Origin of the sequence: Arthrobacter bambusae (assembly GCF_022606295.1) — a bacterium.
In the GTDB taxonomy this organism is placed as follows: domain Bacteria; phylum Actinomycetota; class Actinomycetes; order Actinomycetales; family Micrococcaceae; genus Arthrobacter; species Arthrobacter bambusae_A.
In genome coordinates, this window is the sequence record NZ_JAHHZS010000006.1 from 111,016 (window position 1) to 132,750 (window position 21,735).

Below are 21,735 nucleotides of genomic sequence, written 5' to 3' on the forward strand. Positions count from 1 at the left end.
CTGCAACAACCCTTTCACAAATAACCGGGCGCGGTTAGGCTCGTGGGGTGACTACTCCTAACACAGCTCCGGCACGCCTCCAGACTGCCATCGACGCGGTCGCCGACGCCTACACGGACACGCTCCTTGCCCTCAACCCGAGCCTCGCCACCACCCTCGGCCTGCCCGGACACGAAACGGAATACCAGGACTTCTCGCCTGCCGGCGCGGCGGCCTTCGCCAAGGCAGCACGCCGCACCCTCGACGAGCTCGCGGCCCTCGAACCCACGGACGCCTCCGACGTCGTCACCCTGGACGCAATGCAGGAACGGCTCGGCCTGGCCCTCGAGATCCACGAATCCGGCTGGGACGCCGCGGACCTGAACAACATCGAGTCGCCGGCCCAAACCATCCGCTCGATCTTCGACCTCATGCCCACCGGGACGGCCGAGGAATGGGAGCACATCGCCGGCCGCGCGGCCAACGTTGCGGAAGCGATCGACGGGTACATCGTGTCCCTTCGTTCGGCCAGGGACGCAGGGAAAGTCTCCGCGCTCCGCCAGGTGAAAATCGTGATCGAACAGACAACCAAGTACGCGGCCGAAGACGGCTTCTTCGCCAAGCTCACCGCCGAAGCCTCGATCGACGGCCAGCCGCTGCCGGCGGAACTGCAGGAAACGCTCGACGCCGGGGCCGCCGTCGCGCGGTCCGCCTACTTGCGCCTTGCCGCCTTCCTTGAGGCGGAGCTTCTGCCTTTCGCCCCCGAAAAGGACGCCGTGGGCCGCGAACGCTACGCAGTGGCCTCGCGTTCCTTCCTGGGCGCGGCCGTGGACCTGGAAGAAACGTACGCGTGGGGGGTGCAGGAACTCGACAGGCTCATTGCCGAACAGGAACGGGTGGCCGAACAAATCAAGCCCGGCGCGTCCATCGAGGAGGCCAAAGCCATCCTCGACAACGATCCCGAACGGCAAATCAAGGGCACCGATGCCCTCAAAGCCTGGATGCAGGACCTCTCCGACCGCGCGGTGTCCGAACTTGCCGACGTGCACTTCGACATCCTGGACATCATGAAGACTCTCGAATGCCGTATCGCCCCCACGGACGAAGGCGGCATCTACTACACGGGTCCCTCGGACGACTTCTCCCGGCCAGGCCGCATGTGGTGGTCCGTCCCCGCCGGCGAGGACACCTTCACCACCTGGGCCGAAACCACCACGGTGTTCCACGAAGGCGTCCCCGGCCACCACCTCCAGGTGGCCACCGCCGTCTACCGCCGCGAGCTCCTCAACAACTGGCGACGCAACGTCTGCTGGGTCTCCGGTCACGGCGAAGGCTGGGCACTCTATGCCGAAAAGCTCATGCTGGAGCTTGGCTACCTCAAGGACCCGGGCGACCACATGGGCATGCTGGACATGCAGCGCATGCGTGCCGCCCGAGTCGTGTTCGATATCGGCGTCCACCTCGAACTGGAGGTTCCGGAACGTTGGGGCAGCGGCACCTGGACCTCGGAAAAGGGCTTCGAATTCCTCAAGGCCAACCTTCCCATCAGTGCGGGCCAGCTCCAGTTCGAATTCACCCGGTACCTCGGCTGGCCGGGCCAGGCGCCGTCGTACAAGGTGGGGCAGCGGCTGTGGGAAGAAATCCGGGCGGAACTCGAACGCCGCGACGGATTCGACCTGAAGTCCTTCCACACGGATGCGTTGAACATCGGCTCTGTCGGCCTGGATACGCTTCGTCGGGCGCTGCTGGGGTAGCCCAACTGACTCGCATTTGTTGTCGTTTTGGAGGCTCAGAACGACAACAAATGCGAGTCAGATGGGCTGAGACGTACGAGACATTCCCCACATTCCGTCCGGGAATAACTTCATAAATGGGTGGATTGACGGCGGATTAGCAGGCTTGTACGGTGGCGGCTCGAATTGGGGAATGTAACATTTCTCAACGTCGGCTCGCGGTGGTATTTACCGGGGCCTAGTTTGTTCCGGTGAGCAATTCATCCAACACTTTGACTTCCGCCGGAAAGACCTCGTCCCGGCTTCCCAAGTGGGCAATGTCTTTCGGCGTCCAGATCATCGCGGCCCTGGTGATCGGCCTGGCCCTCGGCCTCGTGGCCAAAGCCACCGGTAGCACTACGAAGGCTCCCAACGGGCTCGGCACCACGTTGCAGACCATCGGCTCGAGCTACGTCTCGCTCCTGCAGACCGCCGTCGTGCCCTTGATCTTCACCGCAGTGGTGAGCTCCATCGCGAACCTGAGCCAGGTATCCAATGCGGCGAAACTGGCATGGAACACCTTGCTCTGGTTCGCCATCACCTCGCTCATCGCCGTGACGATCGGCATCGGACTTGGCGTGCTCCTGCAGCCGGGCTCCGGCACCGGCATCACCAAGAAGGCCGAGTATGCTGGCAAGACCGGGGACTGGTGGGCGTTCCTGACGGGTCTTTTCCCCAAGAACTTCCTGGGCATCGGCGCCAGCACGAGCGTCACGGACGGCGTTGCCAGCACCTCGATCAGTTTCAACGTGCTGCAGATCCTGGTGATCGCCATCGCGGTCGGCGTCGCAGCCCTCAAGGTCGGCAAGCAGGCCGAACCGTTCCTGAACCTCAACGCTTCCGCCCTGGCCGTCATCCAGAAGGTCCTCTGGTGGATCATCCGCATCGCCCCGCTGGGCACCATCGGCCTGATCGGCAACGCCGTCGCGGTCTATGGTTGGGACACCATCGGTTCGCTCGGCAAGTTCACGGTGGCCATCTACGCAGGCCTGGCCCTTGTGCTCTTCGTCGTGTACCCCATCCTGATCAAGAGCCACGGACTGTCCGTCAAGCAGTACTTCTCGGGCGTGTGGCCCGCCGTGCAGTTGGCCTTCGTCTCACGTTCCTCTATCGGCACACTGCCGCTCACGCAGCGCGTCGCCGAACGCAACCTCGGCGTTCCGCGGGGCTACGCGTCCTTCGCCGTGCCGCTTGGCGCCACGACCAAAATGGACGGTTGCGCGGCCATCTACCCGGCCGTCGCTGCGATTTTCGTTGCCCAGTTCTTCGGCATCAACCTGGACTTCAGCCAGTACTTGCTGATCGTGGTGGTTTCGGTCCTTGGTTCCGCTGCAACAGCGGGTACCACGGGCGCCGTCGTCATGCTCACGTTGACCCTGTCCACGCTGGGACTGCCGCTCGCCGGCGTCGGACTCCTCCTGGCGATCGACCCCATCCTGGACATGGGCCGCACGGCGGTCAACGTCGCAGGACAGGCGCTGGTTCCGGCCATCGTCGCCAAGCGGCAAGGAATCCTGGACGAATCGCTCTATAACGCGCCCCGCAAGGGAACGGCGTTCGCGGCGGAGACAGAGTCTGCGGAGGCAAGCGAGGAGCCTCGGGAACTCGCTGCCGCCGGGGCCTAACAAGGCCCATTATCGCAAGGACAAATCCCCGGGAAATGCCCCGGGGATTTGTCGTATTAACAGGGGTGAATTCTGGGTAGGCTCTGTCCATGCTGATTGTCACCTCAAACAAGATTCCGGGCCATAGGATCGACGCCGTCTTCGGCGAAGTCATGGGCCTCACCGTCCGCTCGCGGGATCTCGGCGCCCAAGTGATGGCTGGTTTCCGCTCGCTCGGCGGCGGCGAACTGCCCGAAATGACCAAGGCGCTCTATGAAAGCCGCCAGGAAGTCATGGCCCGGATGGTCAACGAGGCACAGCAGCGGGGCGCCAACGCCATCGTCGCCATGCGCTTCGACACGTCCGAGATGGGCGGCAACTGGACTGAAGTGTGCGCCTACGGCACCGCGGTGTTCGCCATTCCCCTGGCCGAAGGCGAGCCGGGCGCCACAGGCCAGTCGATCTACCTGACGAGCGCCGCATCCAAGCAAGGCGCATCCGAGCAATCAGCGCAGCCCGCGACGTCGGCCGCGGCCCAGGAACACGAGGCCTCACCGGAGATTTAACTTGCCCTGAGTGCAAAGTTGCACTTAGTGTAAGTACGTGACAACCACCGACACCACCGCCCTCCCCTCGCGCCGGGAACAGAACAAACTGGCCAACCGCCAGGCGATCGCGGACGCGGCCCTCGCCATGTTGCGCAGCAAAGGCGTTGGCAACTTCACGGTGGAAGACATCGCGGAAGCGGCCGGCGTATCCCGTCGTACCTTCTTCAATTACTTCCCCAGCCTCGAAGCCGCCTTGGCCTCCGTAACCGAAGGCTTCCTGGACCATGCCCTGGAGCAATTCCGGCTGCGCCCCTCGGACGAACCCATCCTCGATTCGGCCCGGGCGGCCCTCATGGCGCTGGCCGACCCGATGACGGTCTCCCCCATGGCCGAGCTCTTCAGCCTCACCCACGACAACCGGGCTTTGGTGCGCTCCGAACTCGAAGCCTGGGACCACTGCACCACGCAGATCATCGATGCCGCCCGTCTCCGCCTCGGTCCGGGTGTCGACGAGCTCTATTTGCGAGCCCTGGCCGGGTCCATCATTTCCTGCGGCAAGGCAGCCATGAGCGTCTGGTTCGAACAACACGGCCCGGATCTTTCCCCCGAATCCCTCGCAAGCTTGCGGCAGCACTTGATCGACGCGATCGGTCTTCTCGGTTCAGGCTTCACGGCACCCGCCCCTCACGGCACGGCACCCGCCCCTCGAAGCCCGGCGTCGCACAATCAGCCCGCAGCTGATCCCCACCACTCGGCATAACCACACACCGAAAGATCGGTTCCGATATGGCACTCCTGCTCTACCGTCTTGGCAAGTTCTCCTACCGTCACCGCTGGCTGGTGATCTCCCTCTGGCTTGCCGTGCTCGTGGCTGTCGGCGGCTCCGCCGCTGCCTTCCACGGCACCATGTCCAACAACTTCCAGATCCCCGGCACGGAGACCCAGCAGATGCTGGACAAGCTCAAGAAGGACCTTCCGGCCTCTTCGGGTGGTTCCGCGGGTATCGTCTTCGAAGCCGGCGACGCCGGATTCAACCAAGCCGGCAAGGACGCCGTTGCGTCGGCCCTCGCCCAGCTGGAAAAGCTTCCGGATGTGCAGTCCACGGTCAACCCCTTCACAACCCAAGCCACCTTGGACAAGGCGCCGTCCGACCTTGCCGCCGGGGAACAGAAGGCGGCCGCCGGGCAGGCTGAGCTGGACAAGGCCCGTGCCACCCTCGACGCGGGCGACGCCCAGCTCAAGGCTGCCGAGCAGCAAATGACCGCTGCGGGCATGCCGGCAGCCCAGATCGAGGCCCGACTTGCCCCGCAAAAGGCCGAACTCCTGGCCGGGCGCCAGAAGCTCGACGCCGGACAGAAGCAAGCCACCGACGGCGCCGCCGCGCTTGCCTTGGCCAAACGCGAGGTGACAGCTTCCCAAGGCATGCGGTTCGTCTCCACGGACGGTAAAGCTGCGATTGCCCAGGTCCAGTTCAAGACCTCCATCAATGGCCTGACCCCCGCCGTCCGGCAGCAAGTCCAGGACATCGTCCACGGAGTCTCGTCGGCCGGTGTCACGGCCCTGGCCAGCAAGGAAATCACCGAGGACGTCTCGCAGTTGTTCGGTGTCTCCGAAATCATCGGCATCGCGGTGGCTGCGATCGCCCTCATCGTGATGCTGGGAACGCTCGTCGCCGCGGGCTTGCCCCTCCTGATGGCGATCATCGGCGTGGCCGTTGGTGTCGGCGGAACGTTTGCCCTCACCGGCGTCATCGACATGAGTTCCATTTCCCCGATGCTCGCGCTCATGCTGGGCCTCGCCGTCGGAATCGATTACTCGCTCTTCATCGTCAACCGCCACCGCGGACAATTGCTTTCGGGGATGGACGCGGAGGAATCAGTGGCGCTCGCCACGGGCACCTCGGGCAACGCCGTCCTTTTCGCGGGCCTCACTGTCGTCATTGCGCTTGCGGCGCTCGTGGTTCCGGGGCTCCCGTTCCTGGCCGTCATGGGCGTGTCGGCCGCTGCGACGGTGGCAGTCGCCGTCGTCGTCTCCCTGACGCTAACGCCGGCAGTCCTCTCGCTGGTGGGCCGCAAACTGATCTCGAAGCGGGCCTGGGCCAAGGCGGAACACCACAACGCCGAACCGGAGCACGCCGCTGCGGACCGTGCCGAGGATCACCGGCGAAGCAGCCGTGGGTGGGGCGGCCTGGTGACCCGGCACCCCGTGATCTGGCTGCTTGCCGGCGTCGTGCTGCTCGGGGTGCTGGCCCTTCCGGCCTCCCAGCTGCGCCTCGCTTTGCCCGACGGCGGTTCGGAACCGGTCGACTCGCAAGCGTTCAAGGCCTATGACCTCACCCGGACCAGCTTCGGCGAAGGCATGACCGGCCCCATCGTTGTTGTCGGCACGTTCCCGGACGGCCTCAGCGACGACCAGGCCAAGACCAAGCAGTTCGACGTCGCGGATAAACTGCGCAGCGTCGACAACGTCGTGGCGGCCGTTCCGGTAGCCCTCAGCCCGGACCACCGCACCGCCGTCTTCCAGGTCATCCCCAAAGACGGACCCGCGAGCGCCAGCACCGTCCAGGTTGTCTCGGAACTGCGCGCCAAGGGTTCCGAAATCCAACAGGCCACGGGCGCCACCATCGGGCTGACGGGGCAGACAGCCGGCAACATCGACGTCTCCGCGAAGCTCGGTGCCGCGTTGCCGCCTTACTTGGCGATCGTCGTCGGGCTCTCGCTGGTCCTCCTTCTCCTGGTGTTCCGCTCGATCGTGGTTCCGCTGCTCGCCACCGGCGGCTTCCTGCTCTCGCTCGCGGCGGCGTTCGGCGCCGTGGTGGCCGTATACCAGTGGGGCTGGCTGGGCACCGTGTTCGACGTTCCCAACCCCGGAGCCGTGCTGAGCTTCCTGCCGATCATCCTGATTGGTGTGCTGTTCGGCCTCGCCATGGACTACCAGGTGTTCATCACCTCCGGCATGCGCGAATCGTTCATGCACGGAGAGAACGCGAAGCAAGCGGTCCGAACCGGCTTCCGCCATGCCGCCGCTGTGGTCACGGCCGCCGCCATCATCATGGTCAGCGTGTTCTCCGGGTTCATCTTCAGCCACCTGACCATGGTCCGGCCGCTCGGTTTCGCGATGGCGTTCGGCGTGCTCGTGGATGCGTTCGTGGTGCGGATGACGATTGTTCCGGCCGTGATGTACCTGTTGGGCGAGAAGGCCTGGTGGCTGCCGCGTTGGCTGTCCCGGATCCTGCCCGACGTCGACGTCGAGGGCGCCAACCTCCAGCGCACGACGCCGGCAGGCGAGGCCAAGGAACTGGTGCACTAAGCGCCTGGTTGCCTTTGAGCGGGCGTCGGTTCTGTGTCCAGAACCGACGCCCGCTCACCTTTAACGCCTTTTCCCCAAACGCTCGCTCACGTGGGTGAGCGAGCGTCGGCTCAAACACCCACATATGTGAGCGAGCGTCGGAGGAAGGCCCCGCGTACTACGCTTGAGCCGTGACCCGATTGATCCTCGCTTCCCAGTCCCCCGCCCGCACCAAGCTCCTTACCGACGCCGGCATCCACCACGAGGTGCTCGTCTCGGACGTGGACGAGGACGCGGTGCAAGCCCGGTACGGGGTGACCGACGCGCACGACACCGCGCTCCTCCTGGCCCGCGCCAAGGCCGAGGCCGTCGCTTCCCTGCCCGACGCCGAGGGGGCCCTCGTGATCGGCTGCGATTCCGTATTCGAGTTCGACGGCGAATCGCACGGCAAGCCCTACACGGCGGACGTTGCCAGGGAACGGATGCTGCGCATGAGCGGCTCCAAGGGCGTCCTCCACACAGGGCACTGGCTGGTGGACTGCCGCGACACCGCAGCGGACATGAACGACGGCGAGACGGCCGACGGCACCGGGGCCACGGTGGGTGCCGTGTCCAGCGCAGAAGTCCACTTCGCGGAGATGAGCGAGGACGACATCGACGCCTACATCGCAACCGGCGAGCCCCTGCATTGCGCGGGTTCGTTTACGATCGACGGCTTGGGCGGCGCCTTCATCCGCAAGGTCGACGGCGACCCGCACGCCGTCGTCGGGCTCTCCATCTCGACCCTCCGCGATCTGCTCGGGCAGGCGAACGTCGGAATCACCGAACTCTGGACCCACAACGGCTCCGGCATGCCCACCGAATAGCGGCCGGCCAAGTGGCCGGGCCGGTCGCCCGGTTGCGGCCTTTGTAGCAACCCTACAAAGACAGGCCGTCTTACACACGGAATCCCCCATCAATATGGGCGGAACCCTCAAAATCACGCTAGGCTCCCTGAAGGACAGAAGGAGTCAACTTGTCAGCTAATCCGGCGCAGCCCATTTCCAGCCCTCTCACCAAGGTCTTGATCGCCAACCGAGGCGAAATCGCGGTCCGCATTATCCGCGCAGCCCGCGACGAAGGCATCGCCTCAGTGGCCGTCTACGCAGACCCGGACCGCGACGCCCTGCACGTCCGGTTGGCAGATGAGGCGTACGCGCTGGGCGGCAACACCGCCGCTGAGTCGTACCTCGTGATGGACAAGTTGATCGAGGTCGCCAAGCAGTCGGGCGCGGACGCGATCCACCCCGGCTATGGCTTCCTCGCCGAGAACGCCGAGTTCGCTGCCAAGGTCATCGACGCCGGCATCACCTGGATCGGCCCGTCCCCGGACGCCATCTCGGCACTGGGCGACAAGGTGCAGGCCCGCCACATCGCCGAAAAGGTCGGCGCTCCCCTGGTTCCCGGCACGGCCGACCCCGTCAAATCCGCCGACGAGATCCTGGCCTTCGCCCAGGAATTCGGCCTCCCGATCGCCATCAAGGCCGCCTACGGCGGCGGCGGACGCGGCATCAAGGTGGCCCGCACCATCGAGGAAATCCCCGAGCTTTTCGAATCCGCAGTGCGCGAGGCCATTGCCGCCTTCGGCCGCGGCGAGTGCTTCATCGAACGCTTCCTCGATTCCCCGCGCCACGTCGAGACCCAGTGCCTCGCCGATGCCTACGGAAACGTCGTTGTGGTCTCCACGCGCGACTGCTCCCTCCAGCGCCGCAACCAGAAACTCGTGGAAGAAGCCCCCGCACCGTTCCTGAGCCCTGAGCAGAACGAGCGACTGTACGAGTCTTCCAAGGCCATCCTCAAAGAGGCCGGCTACCTGGGCGCGGGAACGTGTGAGTTCCTCGTGGGCCAGGACGGCATCATCTCCTTCCTCGAGGTCAACACCCGTCTTCAGGTGGAGCACTGCGTTTCGGAGGAAGTCACGGGCATCGACCTGGTCCGCGAGCAGTTCCGCATTGCCCGGGGCGAGAAGCTCGGCTACGGGGATCCCGAGGTCCGCGGCCACTCTTTTGAATTCCGGATCACCGGCGAAGACCCGGGGCGCAACTTCATGCCCGCTCCGGGAACCATCAGCACCCTGAAGAACCCGACGGGTCCCGGCGTCCGCATCGACTCCGGCGTCGAGCAGGGCGATGTCATCAGCGGGAACTTCGATTCCATGCTGTCGAAGCTGGTCGTCACGGGCGCCACCCGTGAACAGGCCCTCCAGCGTTCCCGCCGCGCCCTCGAGGAAATGGTGGTCGAAGGCATCCCCACCGTCATTCCTTTCGACCTCGCAGTGGTAACCGATCCTGCGTTCGCTCCGGCCGAAGGCCCGTTCAAGGTTCACACGCGCTGGATCGAGACTGAGTTCGTCAACAACGTCCCCGCGTGGACACCCACCGGAACCGGGACAGAAGCCGCCGACGCCGGTGAGCGGCAGCGCGTCGTCGTCGAAGTGGGCGGCAAGCGCCTGGAAGTTGTCCTTCCCGCGACCCTCGGCTCGGTTTCCGCGGCTTCCAGCGCCGGCACCAAGGGCGCGAAGGCCAAGAAGCGTTCCCGCTCGGCCGGCGCCACGGCTGCGGTTGCGGGCGGCAACGCCCTTACTTCGCCAATGCAGGGCACCATCGTCAAAGTGGCGGTAGCCGCCGGGGACGTGGTTGCCGAAGGCGATCTGATCGTGGTCCTCGAAGCCATGAAGATGGAACAGCCCCTCACTGCCCACAAGGCCGGCACCATTCACGGTCTGGTGGCCAAGGCAGGCGAAACCGTCTCCGCAGGCGCCGTCATCGCGACGATCGAAGACTAAAGCAGCACTTAAATGGTTCCGGACCCGCACCCATGGGTGCGGGGCCGGAGCCATTTAACTCGAGCCTGTTAATCGCGAGCCTGTTAATACAGGGTCAGGCGACGTTGTTCTCGTAGTCCGTGTCCTTGGTTTCCTTGGACAGGAACAGTGCCACGAGCGTCAACACTGCCATGGCGCTGAGGTAGACGCCCACCAGGACCGTGCTGCCCTTGGCTGATTCCCAGAGCCAGACCGCGATGAACGGAGCCACGGCCGCGCCGAGGATGCTGGACATGTTGTAGCTGACGGCGGAACCGGTGTAGCGGACGTTGGTGGGGAACAGTTCCGGAAGCAGCGCACCCATGGGCCCGAAGGTAAGGCCCATCAGCGTGAAGCCGAGGATCAGCAATGCCATGGTCCCGACGAAGCCGCCGCTGAACAACGGCACGAAGAGCAAGCCGAACACCAGGATTCCCGCCGTCACGGCCAGGAGCATCTTGCGGCGGCCATACTTTTCGGCCAGCGGGCCCGCCACCAGGGTGAAGATGCCGAAGAAGACGACGCCGGCAATCAGCATCCACAGGAAGTCGTTCCGGCTGAAGCCAAGGCCCGGGACGAACGCCGCGGCGGCCGCGTCCGTCATGGGCTTTCCGGCCTTCACCGCTGCGGCCTGAGCGCCCGCCAGCGTGGGCTTCGTGCCGTAGGTCAGGGTGAACGTGGTCATGAGGTAGAACAACACGTACGTCGCCAACATGATGAAAGTACCGAGGATGAGCGGGCGCCAGCTTGTCTTGAACACGCGTCCGATGGGCAGCTTGGCTACTTCGTTCGACTCCAGCACCTTGGTGAACGCAGGAGTTTCAATCAGCTTGAGGCGCACGTAGAGGCCAAGGATCACCATGACGGCGCTGAGCAGGAACGGCACGCGCCAACCCCAGGCGGCGAAGGCCTCGGGAGTCAAGGTGTAGCTAAAGACCAGGAAGATGATGTTGGCCAGGATGAAACCGATCGGCGCACCCATCTGAGGGAATGTCCCATAGATCGCGCGTTTGTTGGCCGGCGCGTTCTCGGTTGCGAGCAGCGCGGCGCCGCTCCATTCGCCGCCGAGGGCCAGGCCTTGGGCGAAACGCAGGACTACCAGCAAGGTGGGTGCCAAGAAGGTCCAGCCCGGGACCTGGGCAGTCGGGAGGCAGCCGATCAGGAACGTGGCAATGCCCATGGTCAGGAGGGACGCAACTAGGGTTCCCTTGCGACCGAACTTGTCACCGAAGTGGCCGAAAATGATGGAGCCAAGTGGCCGCGCGACGAAGGCGACACCGAATACCGCGAAGGAGCTCAACAGCTGGGTGGTCTCGTCCGCCGTCGGGAAGAAGAGTTTGGGGAAGACGAGCACGGCTGCCGTGGCATAGACGTAGAAATCGTAGAACTCGATGGACGTGCCAATGAGACTGGCAAAGATCACCCGCCCCCGCGAGTTGACCGGCTTGACTGACTCGCTTTCCTTGGATGCAGCGATGGAAGACATGTAGTGGTTGCTTTCGTTCACGCCGGCCCGGCGTTCCTGAGCCTGCCTGCAGATTATTTGAGAGTTCAATAATAGTTCCGGGTATCCAACAAATGGACAATTCCGTCCATTATGCGGACACTTCGAAAAGTCTCATCCTGTGGTCCGCGCCACAACCTCACCATCGCCTCACGCACCGGTGACCCCCTCCGATAGGTGAATGTCACAGCACGTTTACACACCGCGACGGTCCGCGAAACGCGCTCTCCCTAACGTGGAAGGACAACGTCCCCACAAAGGAGGCACCCCGTGACAGTTGACCGAAGCACTGAAATCCTCACCACCGAGCAGGCGCCCACCGCCCTCGTCCCCGAGCTTGAACACCGCCCTGGCCGCTGGATTGCCAACTGGGATGCAGAGAACAAGGAACAGTGGGAAGCCGCGGGCCGTTCCATCGCCAAGCGCAACCTGTACTGGTCCATCTTCGCCGAGTTCCTCGGCTTCGTCGTCTGGCAGCTCTGGTCGATCGTTGTCGTCCAGCTCCCTGCTGCAGGCTTCAAATTCGACACCAACCAGATCTTCTGGCTCATCTCGATCCCCAGCCTGGTCGGCGCCACGCTGCGTATCCCCTACACCTTCATGGTTCCGAGGTTCGGCGGCCGCAACTGGACCATCGTCTCGGCCCTCCTGCTGCTGATCCCGACGGCGGGCCTCGCCTTGTGTGTCTCAAACCCCGGCACCCCGTTCGGCGTCATGCTGCTGGTCGCCGGTCTCGCTGGCTTCGGCGGCGGCAACTTCGCCAGCTCGATGGCAAACATCACCTTCTTCTACCCTGCCCGTGAAAAGGGTTGGGCGCTGGGCCTGAACGCCGCGGGCGGAAACCTCGGTGCCGCCGTCGCGCAGCTTGTCGTCCCGATCGCCGTCACCGTCCTGGCCGCCGGGACCGTCAACCTGCCCATGGCCGGCCTCATCTGGATTCCCCTCATCCTTGTCGCTGCGTTCGGCGCCTGGAAGTACATGAACAACCTCACCAGCGCCAAGGGTGACGTCGCAGGCTCCATCGCCGCACTCAAGGAACCGCATCTGTGGGTCATGGCTTTCCTGTACATCGGCACCTTCGGCTCGTTCATCGGCTTCTCCGGAGTCTTCCCCAAGCTCATCAAGGACTACTTTCCGGCCTTTTCGTCCATGCACCTCGGCGCGGTTGTCCTCTCGCTCGCCTTCCTTGGCCCGCTGGTCGGCTCCCTTGCCCGTCCCTACGGCGGACGCATGGCCGACCGCATGGGCGGAGCCCGCATGACCGTCACGGCGTTCGCGGCGATGGCGGTCATCACGTTGACCATGATCTGGACCCTTCCCCTCAAGAACTTCTGGCTCTTCCTGCTCCTGTTCCTGTTCCTCTTCACCGCAAGCGGCTTTGGAAACGGCGCCACCTACCGCATGATCCCGGTCATCTTTGCCACGTCCAGCCGGGCAGCGCTCTCCGGTGCAAAGCCCGCCGAAACGGCCCGGCTCGCGGCTTCCTCCCTCGGCCTGATCTCGGCGATCGGCGCTTACGGCGGATTCGTCATCCCCCAGGTGCTCAACGCATCCAGCGCTTCCGGCTCCTACACCCCGGCGTTCTATGGCTTCGTCGGCGCCTACGTGCTGATGCTCATCGTCTGTTGGGCCTGCTACCTCCGGAAGGCCAACCGCAACGCGATGGGACACATCTAACATGCCCAATGGCGCCAACACCCACTGCCCGTATTGTGCGCTGCAGTGCGCCATGACCCTGACCCCGGCGGCGCCCACAGCGCAGCCGGGGTCAGGGGTTGCGCAGCCGGGGTCAGACCCCGCTCCCGCGGCAAAGGCGCTTCCGCTCCTGGAAGTAGCCGGCCGCGACTTCCCCACCAACCGGGGCGGGCTGTGCCGCAAGGGCTGGACATCGCCGTCGTTGTTGAACCACAGCGGACGCGTCACGGAACCCATGCTCAAAGGGTCCGACGGCGTCCACTGGCCGGTTACGTGGGACCAGGCACTCATGCTGGTGACCGGAGCCGTCAAGCAGACCCGCGAGCAGTACGGTCCCGACGCCGTCGGCGTGTTCGGTGGCGGCGGACTCACCAATGAGAAGGCCTACCAATTGGGCAAGTTCGCCCGCCTGGCGCTCGGAACCTCGCGCATCGACTACAACGGGCGCTTTTGCATGTCTTCAGCTGCGGCAGCCGGAAACCGCGCGTTCGGCGTGGACCGCGGCCTTCCGTTTCCCGTCGAGGACCTTGATTCGGCAAGCGTCATCTTCCTCCTCGGCTCCAATGTTGCCGAGACCATGCCGCCGTTCGTCCAGCACCTGCAGGGCGCGCGGGATTCCGGCGGGCTGATCGTGGCCGATCCCCGCCGTTCCGCGACCGCCGCATTCACCGGTGACGGCGGCGGCATCCACTTGCAGCCGACCCCGGGAACGGACCTCGCCCTACTGTTGGGTATCTCCCACGTGGTGGTCCACGAAGGCCTCGCCGACACCGACTACCTCCAGGACCGCACCACGGGTTACCCCGCGATCGTTCGCAGCCTCGCCGGCTTCTGGCCGGAGCGCGTCCAGTCGATAACCGGCGTGCCCGCCACGCTTATCCGGGACACCGCCCGCCGACTTGCCGACGGCGCCCGGCGCGGCGGCAGCTACATCCTGACCGGCCGCGGCGTCGAGCAACACGTCGACGGCACGGACACCGCGACGGCAGCGATCAACCTCAGCCTCCTCCTCGGCCTGCCGGGATCTGCCCGCAGCGGCTACGGCACCCTGACGGGCCAAGGCAACGGCCAGGGCGGCCGCGAGCACGGTCAAAAGGCCGACCAGCTCCCTGGCTACCGCAAGATCACCGATCCCGCCGCCCGCGCCCACGTCGCCAAAGTGTGGGGCGTCGACGAATCCCTCATCCCCGGCCCCGGACTTCCGGCCGTGGAGCTCTTGAATTCTTTAGGACAGCCCGACGGTATCCGTTGCCTTTTCGTGCACGGCGCCAATGTGGCAGTGTCAGCCCCCGACGCCGGTGCCGTGATCGAGGGCCTGCGCAGCCTGGATTTCCTTGTCGTCTGCGATTTCTTCATGTCCGAGACGGCGCTGGAAGCCGACCTGGTCCTCCCGGTGACCCAGTGGGCCGAGGAAGAAGGCACCCTGACCAACCTCGAGGGCCGCGTGCTCCGCCGTCGAAAGGCACTCAGCCCTCCCCCGGGCGTCCGCAGCGAATTGTGGCTCATGGCCCGGCTCGCCGAATCGCTCGACGCACCGTCCACGTTCAGCGACGATCCCGAGACCGTCTTCGAGGAGCTCCGGCTTGCCTCGGCGGGCGGCCTGGCCGACTACTCCGGAATCGACTACGCCATGCTGGACCGCGGGGAAGCCGCCTACTGGCCTTATCCCACCGGCAGTTCGGGAACGCCGCGGCTCTTCCTCGACGGTTTCGCGCACGCCGGCGGACGCGCGGTGATGGTCCCGGTGGCGCCGCAGAAGCGGTCCCGGCACTCCGCCGTCGTCGGCTCTGATCCTGATCCGCTGACGCTCGTCACCGGGCGGCTGCTGGAACACTACCAATCGGGCGCCCAGACCCGCCGCGTGGCCGAACTTGCGGCGGCGCAGCCGGAACCGCTGTTGCAGATCCACCCCGCGACGGCGGCTGTCAGGAAAATCTCCGACGGGGACTTCGTCCGGGTCTCCAACGAGCGCGGAGAGGTCGTGTGCCGGGTGGAGCTCAGCAACAGCATCCGGACGGACACCGTCTTCCTCCCCTTCCATTTCCCCGGACCGGGCAGCGCCAACCTGCTCACCGAAGCGGTCAGCGATCCTATTTCCGGCATGCCGGAGTTCAAGACCAGCACGGTCTGGGTCCGTAAGGCGGCACTGCCAATTCAAGTCAAGGAGGCGTCGTGAGCGAGCGAATTGTGGTGGTGGGATTCGGGCCGGTCGCGGCCCGGCTGGTGGACGAGTTGGTGCCTGCCGTGCGGAGCGGCCTTGTCCGGTTGCTCGTCGTCGGACAGGAAGCCGAAGCCGCGTACAACCGCGTCATGGTGGCGGAACTCGGCGTGGGGCGGACCACCGCGGAGGCACTCGCGATGGCGGACGCTGCCGCTTTGGCGGCCGACGGCGTCGAGGTCCGGCTGGGCGTCACGGTCAAACGCATCGACCGCGCCCGCCAGCAGGTGGTCCTATCGGATGGGACCACGCCCGGTTACGACCGCCTGGTGTTCGCCACAGGCTCGCGGCCCGTCATTCCGAACCTTACGGGTATCAACCCCGATCCTTCGCACCCTGTACTCCCTTCAGGGGTGACGGCCCTCCGCGACCTTCGTGACGCCGCGCAATTGCGCGACGCCGTGACTGCCGGCAAGCGCGTGATCGTCCTCGGCGGCGGTGTACTCGGCCTCGAAACTGCCTTGGCTGCGGCCGAAGAAGGCGCCCTCACCACAGTGGTTCACAACGGCGCCTTCCCGCTGGGCCGCAATATCGACCGCGGAGGCGGGGCCGTTCTCGCGGCGAGCTTGCGCAACAGCGGGATCACCATGGTGGGCAACGCCCGTTCCACGGCGGTGGAACACAACGGCCCGCACGGAATGTTTTCCGCCCTGGTACTCAACGATGGATCGAGGGTCGAAGGTGACCTGCTGGTTCTGTCCTGCGGCGTGCGTCCGCGGATCGAACTGGCCGAAGGTTGTGGGTTGCCTGCGGCCACCGGGATCCTAGTGGATCACCACTTGCGGACCTATCACGAGCCGCACATGTTCGCGATCGGCGACTGCGCCGAAGTCCGCTGCGCCGATGCCGAGTGCCCCGAATGCCGCACCGCGCTCGGTCCTTCAGGCTTGGTGGGTCCGGGCTGGCGGCAGGCCGAGTGGCTTGCCGAGTATCTGATCCTCCTTGCAGAGGGCGGCCAGGGCGCTGCGGACACCTTGGCACCGCTCCCGCAGGAGAAGCCCGGCGTCGTGGTGTTGAAGGCGCGCGGCATCAACCTGGCGGTTGCCGGGGACAACAGCGCCGAACCGTGGGATGACGAGTTATTGTCCGCCGGCGTCTCCGAGGGGATGCCGCGGCGCCAGGTCGCCCAGTGGGCCGATCCGGAACACGGCCGCTACGTCAAAATGACCACGCGGGGCGGCGCGCTCGAAGGACTCGTGACGGTAGGCATGCCGCGCACGGCCGCGGAGCTCGTGATGCTGTTCGAACGCGGCTCCGAGCTGCCCGCAGACCGTTCGCTCCTGCTTCGACTGGACGGTCCGGACCAACTCGGCCTTTCCGCTTCGAATGATGACCCGCAGCGCACGGTGTGCCGCTGCGCCGGCGTCAGCGGTGCGAGCATCGAGGAAGCCGTGCTGGATGGCTGCTCTTCCGTGCCGGAGGTTTCCAAAGCGACCCGCGCGGGGACCGGGTGCGGCGGGTGCCATGGGGACATCAAGGGGATTATTGAAAAGCACTTTCAGGGGGTTGCGGCGTAGGGGCTCGATCTTGGGTTCGGCGTTGTTGCGGTTGCCGATAGCTGCCCGTGCATCGCCTAGCCTGACAGTTTCCATCACACGGACACACGTGGTCACAGCTGAAAGTAGCGGTTCTTGCGTGGTCTTTGCCGTGGGTCGATGTGGGGTGGCGGGATGAACCAAGGCAAGCCGGTTCGGACTTGGATGAGTGGATCAGATGGTGGTGGTGGCTGCACAGCAAGCTGCAAATAGTCCAGCGTGCGGGAGAGTTCCTCCACACGGGAAGCAAACGCGGCGGAATCCTGCAGCCCCAGCGGCCCGACGTCGTCCACCGCCGTCCGTGCCAGCGAGCGCAACGCCGCGAGTGCGCCCACCAGAACCCGCTGCGGATCACCGCCGCCGCCGTCGTGACCGCGGTCGCGATCCTCGGGCGGATCCAGCAGGGCGAGCCGGCGCGGCCCCGGCATTTGACCCGGCGCTTGGGCAGCCGCCGTCACCTTCCGAGGACCGCGCACCTTACGGAACACGACGAACCCGCCGCCGGGCGCAGCGGCCTGGCGGGTAGTGGGATGTCCGATCCACCGCGAGTACGGAGCGGTTTGGATGGCGCATCTGGTTTCACGCGACGCAAAATGCCCCACGACACGCGAATACGCGCGTCGCGGGGCATTTAATGTGTCACAAATCCGAATGCGAGTCGAGAGCCATGCCCTACATATGCACGTGCAACCGTCGCGCAGCTTCCGAGATGGACCCGGTCAGCGAGGGGTACACGGTAAAGGTACTCGCGAGGTCGTCGACATGCAGTTTCTGCTTCACTGCGACGGCGATCGGGAAGATCAACTCGGAGGCGTTCGGTCCAACGACGACGCCGCCGATCACGGTGCCCGAACCCTTGCGCGCGATGATCTTGACGAAGCCGTCCTTGGAATTGCGCATCTTGGCGCGGGCGTTGCTCAGCAAGGAGAGCATGACCACGTCACCCTGGTATTTGCCGGATTCGAGGTCGGCCTCGGAGACGCCCACGGAGGCGATTTCCGGTGAAGTGAAGATGTTTGACGCCACCTGGCGGAGCTTGATCGGCATGACCGCGTCGCCCAGGAAGTGCGCAACCGCGATGCGGCCTTGCATGGCAGCGACCGAGGCGAGGGCCAGGATCCCGGTGCAGTCGCCCGCCGCGTAGATGTTCGGCGCCGTGGTGCGGGACACGCCGTCGACCTTGATGTGGCCGGACTCCGTGACAGCCACGCCGGCTTCTTCCAAGCCCATTCCGTCAGTGTTCGGGATGGAGCCAACACACACGAGGCAGTGGCTGCCCGAGACGGTGCTGCCATCGCCGAGCGTCACCTTCACGCCGGCGTCGGTCCTCTCAACCGCCTCCGCGCGCGAGCGGGACAGAACGCGCACGCCGCGTCGCTTGAAGACACCCTCAAGGACCTGGGCCGCGTCGGTGTCCGAGCCGGGAAGCACCTGGTCGCGGCTCGAAATCAGGGTGACGTTCGAGCCAAGGCCGTTGTAGGCGGAAGCGAACTCTGCGCCGGTGACGCCGGAACCGACGACGATCAGGTCTTCCGGAAGCTCCTCGAGGTTGTAGATCTGTGCCCAGTTCAGGATGCGCTCACCGTCGGGCTTTGCCGTGGGCAGCTCGCGCGGGTGGGCGCCGACAGCGAGAAGAATGGCGTCGGCGGTGATCGTCTTGACGCCGTCCGAGGTGATGACCTCGATGGTGTGGTTGTCGAGGAGCTTGCCGGAGCCCATCAGGATTTCCACGCCCAGGTTTTCGAGGCCCACCCGGATGTCGTCGGACTGCTCCCGCGCGAGGTGCAGCACGCGGTCATTGATGTGTGCGAGGTCCGCGCGCATGCGCGGCGCTACATCGCCGCCGTCGACGGCGAACTTGACTCCCAGCTCCCCCGCCTCGCCGACGCGGGTCATGAGATCCGCCGTCGCGATCAGGGTTTTGGAAGGTACGACGTCGGTGAGGACGGCTGAGCCGCCGAGCCCGGCGCGCTCGATGAGGGTTACCCGCGCGCCCAGGTGCGCTGCGACCATGGCCGCTTCATATCCGCCTGGACCTCCGCCCAGGATCGCGATTCGTGGTGAGCTGAAGTCTGGATGCATGGTCACAATGTTCAATTCTCACTTAATGCCGGCGGACCTGCCACTAAGCCCCGCCTGAGGACGCCCGCCGAGGCCGTTTACCTGCCCGACTGCGCCCTGTTCAACAGCGCGCGCGGCACTGTAGTTTGTACCAGTGAGTAACACAGAGCTGATGAAAACAGACCCATTCGAGGCCGCCAAAGCTGCGGCCGACTACATCGCGGCGGAGACCGGCGTCGAATCGCACGACGTCGCGCTCGTCCTCGGCTCAGGCTGGGGCGCGGCTGCGGACCTCATAGGCGAAACGACGGCGACCCTCACGGCGTCGGAGGTTCCCGGCTTCCATGCTCCTGCCGTTGAGGGGCATGTGGGCACCATCCGCTCGGTCCTGACGAAGCAGGGCAAGCGGGCCCTCGTCCTGGGCGCGCGCACCCACTACTACGAAGGCAAAGGCGTCCGCGCAGTGGTCCACGGCGTGCGCACGGCCGCGGCGGCCGGATGCAAGACCTTGGTGGTAACCAACGGTTGCGGCGGATTGAACGAGGCCTGGACCCCCGGAACTCCCGTGCTCATCAGTGACCACATCAACCTGACGGCGGCTTCGCCCCTTGAAGGCGCCACGTTCGTCGACCTCACGGACCTGTACTCCTCGCGCATCCGTGGCCTGGCCCGCGAAGTGGATCCGACGCTTGATGAAGGCGTCTACGCCCAGTTCACAGGCCCGCACTACGAAACTCCGGCCGAGGTCCAGTACGCCAAGCGAATCGGCGCGGACCTGGTGGGCATGTCCACTGCTTTGGAAACGATCGCCGGCCGGCATGCAGGCATGGAGGTCTTCGGCATCTCGTTGGTGACAAACCTCGCCGCAGGCATCAGCCCGGTACCGCTGAGCCACCAGGAAGTCATCGAGGCGGGCCAGACGGCGGGTGCACGCATTTCGCGCCTCCTGGCGGACATCATCGCCAAACTTTGATCGAGTGCCGGGGGGTCAAAGCTCCCCGGCGCTTCGGGCCCGGGCGGCACCGTAGAATTTGAGTGATTCTCCGCCACTGCCACCGAACCGGAAAGGACCGCCGATCATGACATCCGCGCCTTTCCGGCTATTACGAACAACCCTGATCGGCGCAATCATCCTGGGCTTGGCCGCGGGTGGTCACCTTGCCGGCGGCGGAAACCTTCCGGCGCCAGCCATTTTGACGGCGCTCTGTGCTTTGACGATCCTCCCTGTCGCCATCCTGACGCGCGCCCGGCTGTCGTTTCCGGCCCTCGCAGGACTACTAGGGGCCGGGCAGCTCTGTCTTCACTGGGCGTTCGGCGCCCTGTCCGGGACCTCCACCGCGGCCCAATTACCGTCCGGGCATGCTGGACATGTCCCTTGGTCGCCGGCACCCGACGCCGTAGGCGTCATCGCCTCGAGCCACGCCGCGGCAAGCGACTGGCAGATGCTCGCGGCGCACACCCTGGCAACCGCGGGCACTGCGCTGGTGCTTGCACGCGGCGAACAAGCGCTGTGGGCCTTGGCATCGTGGCTGCGACCGTTGGTCCAACTGCCGGCTCCAACAGCGATTCAGCCGCTCCGCGCCCCAGCCCCCTGCACGCCTCCGGCTGTGCGTCCTCGCGGCCTTGCCGGACTGCGGCTTCCCTCGCGGCGCGGTCCACCCACCCTGGTGCCCGCCGCCTAAGACCCGTCATCACACACGGAAAGGGTCCCGGCGGCGACTCGCTGCCTTCACCGGTCCGGACCCACGTCCGCCCGGCCACCCACCGCTTTTCATTTGTGAAAGGGCACCTTGCCATGAAATCCTCACGCCGCCGTACCCTCAAAACCGCCTCCGCTGCCATGATGGCCGCGGGGCTGCTCGCCTTCGGCGTCTCAGCCGCCTCAGCACACGTCAACGTCAATCCCGACGACCCCGCAGCTGGTGGCTACACCCACCTGACCTTCAACGTCCCCAACGAGTCCGCGACAGCCAAGACCAACAAGCTCGAAGTCGCCCTCCCCACCGATACACCCTTCAACTCGGTGTCCGTGAAACCCGTTGAGGGCTGGACGGCCCAGCTCGTCACCACCACCCTGCCCAAGCCCATCACGGTTGCCGGAGCAACAGTGACCAAGGCGATCAGTTCAGTGGTGTGGACTGCGGACGCCGCCCACCAGATCGGGCAGAACGAATACCAGGCGTTCTCGATCTCCGTGGGGGTCCTGCCCGACGCCGGCACCACTGTGTCGCTGCCGGCGACCCAGACGTACACCGACGGCTCAGTAGTGAAATGGGACGAGAAGACCGTTGCGGGACAGCCCGAACCGGAACACCCGGCTCCTTCGTTCGTGACCACAGCTAGTGACGATGCCGCGGCTTCCACGTCCTCACCGTCCGCGACACCTGCTCCGTCAGCTGCGGCGTCGACGAGCGACGCCGGATCCACGGCCGGCTGGTTCGGCCTCGCGGCCGGCCTCATCGGCCTGGCCGTCGGCGTCACAGCCCTGGTGCGGACCCGCTCGACCCAAGCTGCCAAATAGCGCCACCACGAACAGCGGAACCGCCCCCGGCATCCCAACTGACTCGCAGTACTTGTCGTTAAAACGCCCCATAACGACAACAAATGCGAGTCAGTTGGGGTGGGGGCGACCGGACTGTGACGGCTGCCATAGCTCGTGACCTCGGCATTCAATCTCTTTGACGATAGC

Annotated in this window: 16 protein-coding genes; 13 read left to right on the forward strand and 3 right to left on the reverse strand. The window is 65.5% G+C overall.

The genetic code is table 11. The features are described from left to right. The first annotated feature begins 47 nt into the window (after positions 1-47). The 7 genes from KNN17_RS06205 to KNN17_RS06235 all read left to right on the forward strand — a co-directional run bounded on the left by KNN17_RS06205 (position 48) and on the right by KNN17_RS06235 (position 10,015). Entirely contained in the window at positions 48-1,733 is a 1,686-nt protein-coding gene (locus KNN17_RS06205) for a DUF885 domain-containing protein (RefSeq protein WP_241707935.1), read from the forward strand. A 230-nt stretch (positions 1,734-1,963) separates the two neighbouring features. Beyond that, the gene (locus KNN17_RS06210) at positions 1,964-3,376 is read left to right on the forward strand and encodes a dicarboxylate/amino acid:cation symporter (protein ID WP_241707936.1); all 1,413 of its coding nucleotides are present in this window, start codon (positions 1,964-1,966) and stop codon (positions 3,374-3,376) included. Between the two features lie 89 nt (positions 3,377-3,465). Beyond that, positions 3,466-3,921, forward strand: coding sequence for a YbjQ family protein (locus tag KNN17_RS06215; RefSeq protein ID WP_241707937.1), 456 nt, complete (start codon positions 3,466-3,468; stop codon positions 3,919-3,921). Positions 3,922-3,958: 37 nt separating this feature from the next. Then, positions 3,959-4,663, forward strand: coding sequence for a TetR/AcrR family transcriptional regulator (locus KNN17_RS06220; protein ID WP_241707938.1), 705 nt, complete (start codon positions 3,959-3,961; stop codon positions 4,661-4,663). Between the two features lie 26 nt (positions 4,664-4,689). Next, a complete protein-coding gene (locus KNN17_RS06225; protein ID WP_241707939.1) occupies positions 4,690-7,212 on the forward strand; it encodes an MMPL family transporter in 2,523 nt (840 codons plus the stop codon). A 170-nt stretch (positions 7,213-7,382) separates the two neighbouring features. Next, complete coding sequence (locus KNN17_RS06230) at positions 7,383-8,057, forward strand: Maf family protein (RefSeq protein ID WP_241707940.1); 675 nt, start codon at positions 7,383-7,385, stop codon at positions 8,055-8,057. 149 nt (positions 8,058-8,206) lie between these two features. Beyond that, positions 8,207-10,015, forward strand: a complete 1,809-nt coding sequence (locus KNN17_RS06235) for an acetyl/propionyl/methylcrotonyl-CoA carboxylase subunit alpha (protein WP_241707941.1) — start codon at positions 8,207-8,209, stop codon at positions 10,013-10,015. 94 nt (positions 10,016-10,109) lie between these two features. Here the strand turns inward: KNN17_RS06235 and KNN17_RS06240 are convergent, their stop codons facing one another. Beyond that, positions 10,110-11,519 carry an MFS transporter gene (locus KNN17_RS06240; protein ID WP_241707987.1) on the reverse strand — a complete coding sequence of 470 codons (1,410 nt, stop codon included), beginning with the start codon at positions 11,517-11,519 and terminating at the stop codon, positions 10,110-10,112. A gap of 288 nt (positions 11,520-11,807) precedes the next feature. Here KNN17_RS06240 and KNN17_RS06245 point away from each other — a divergent pair, with 288 nt between their 5' ends. From KNN17_RS06245 to KNN17_RS06255, 3 genes are read left to right on the forward strand one after another with little or no spacing between them, the layout of a single operon-like run. Next, positions 11,808-13,214 carry an MFS transporter gene (locus tag KNN17_RS06245; protein ID WP_372489633.1) on the forward strand — a complete coding sequence of 469 codons (1,407 nt, stop codon included), beginning with the start codon at positions 11,808-11,810 and terminating at the stop codon, positions 13,212-13,214. A gap of 1 nt (position 13,215) precedes the next feature. Beyond that, positions 13,216-15,408 carry a molybdopterin oxidoreductase family protein gene (locus tag KNN17_RS06250; protein WP_241707942.1) on the forward strand — a complete coding sequence of 731 codons (2,193 nt, stop codon included), beginning with the start codon at positions 13,216-13,218 and terminating at the stop codon, positions 15,406-15,408. Then, positions 15,405-16,967, forward strand: a complete 1,563-nt coding sequence (locus tag KNN17_RS06255) for an FAD-dependent oxidoreductase (protein WP_241707943.1) — start codon at positions 15,405-15,407, stop codon at positions 16,965-16,967. The genes KNN17_RS06250 and KNN17_RS06255 overlap by 4 nt, the downstream gene beginning before the upstream one ends. A gap of 92 nt (positions 16,968-17,059) precedes the next feature. Here KNN17_RS06255 and KNN17_RS06260 read toward each other — a convergent pair whose 3' ends face one another. After that, entirely contained in the window at positions 17,060-17,413 is a 354-nt protein-coding gene (locus tag KNN17_RS06260) for a hypothetical protein (protein WP_241707992.1), read from the reverse strand. A 244-nt stretch (positions 17,414-17,657) separates the two neighbouring features. Then, positions 17,658-19,073, reverse strand: a complete 1,416-nt coding sequence (locus tag KNN17_RS06265; protein WP_241707944.1) for an NAD(P)H-quinone dehydrogenase — start codon at positions 19,071-19,073, stop codon at positions 17,658-17,660. Positions 19,074-19,218: 145 nt separating this feature from the next. On the opposite strand from KNN17_RS06265, the gene KNN17_RS06270 reads away from it, so the two are divergent. From KNN17_RS06270 to KNN17_RS06280, 3 genes are all read left to right on the forward strand, one after another. Further along, complete coding sequence (locus KNN17_RS06270) at positions 19,219-20,019, forward strand: purine-nucleoside phosphorylase (RefSeq protein WP_241707945.1); 801 nt, start codon at positions 19,219-19,221, stop codon at positions 20,017-20,019. A 106-nt stretch (positions 20,020-20,125) separates the two neighbouring features. Further along, the gene (locus tag KNN17_RS06275; RefSeq protein ID WP_241707946.1) at positions 20,126-20,728 is read left to right on the forward strand and encodes a hypothetical protein; all 603 of its coding nucleotides are present in this window, start codon (positions 20,126-20,128) and stop codon (positions 20,726-20,728) included. A 113-nt stretch (positions 20,729-20,841) separates the two neighbouring features. Then, positions 20,842-21,567, forward strand: coding sequence for a YcnI family copper-binding membrane protein (locus tag KNN17_RS06280; protein ID WP_241707947.1), 726 nt, complete (start codon positions 20,842-20,844; stop codon positions 21,565-21,567). Positions 21,568-21,735: the final 168 nt, after the last annotated feature.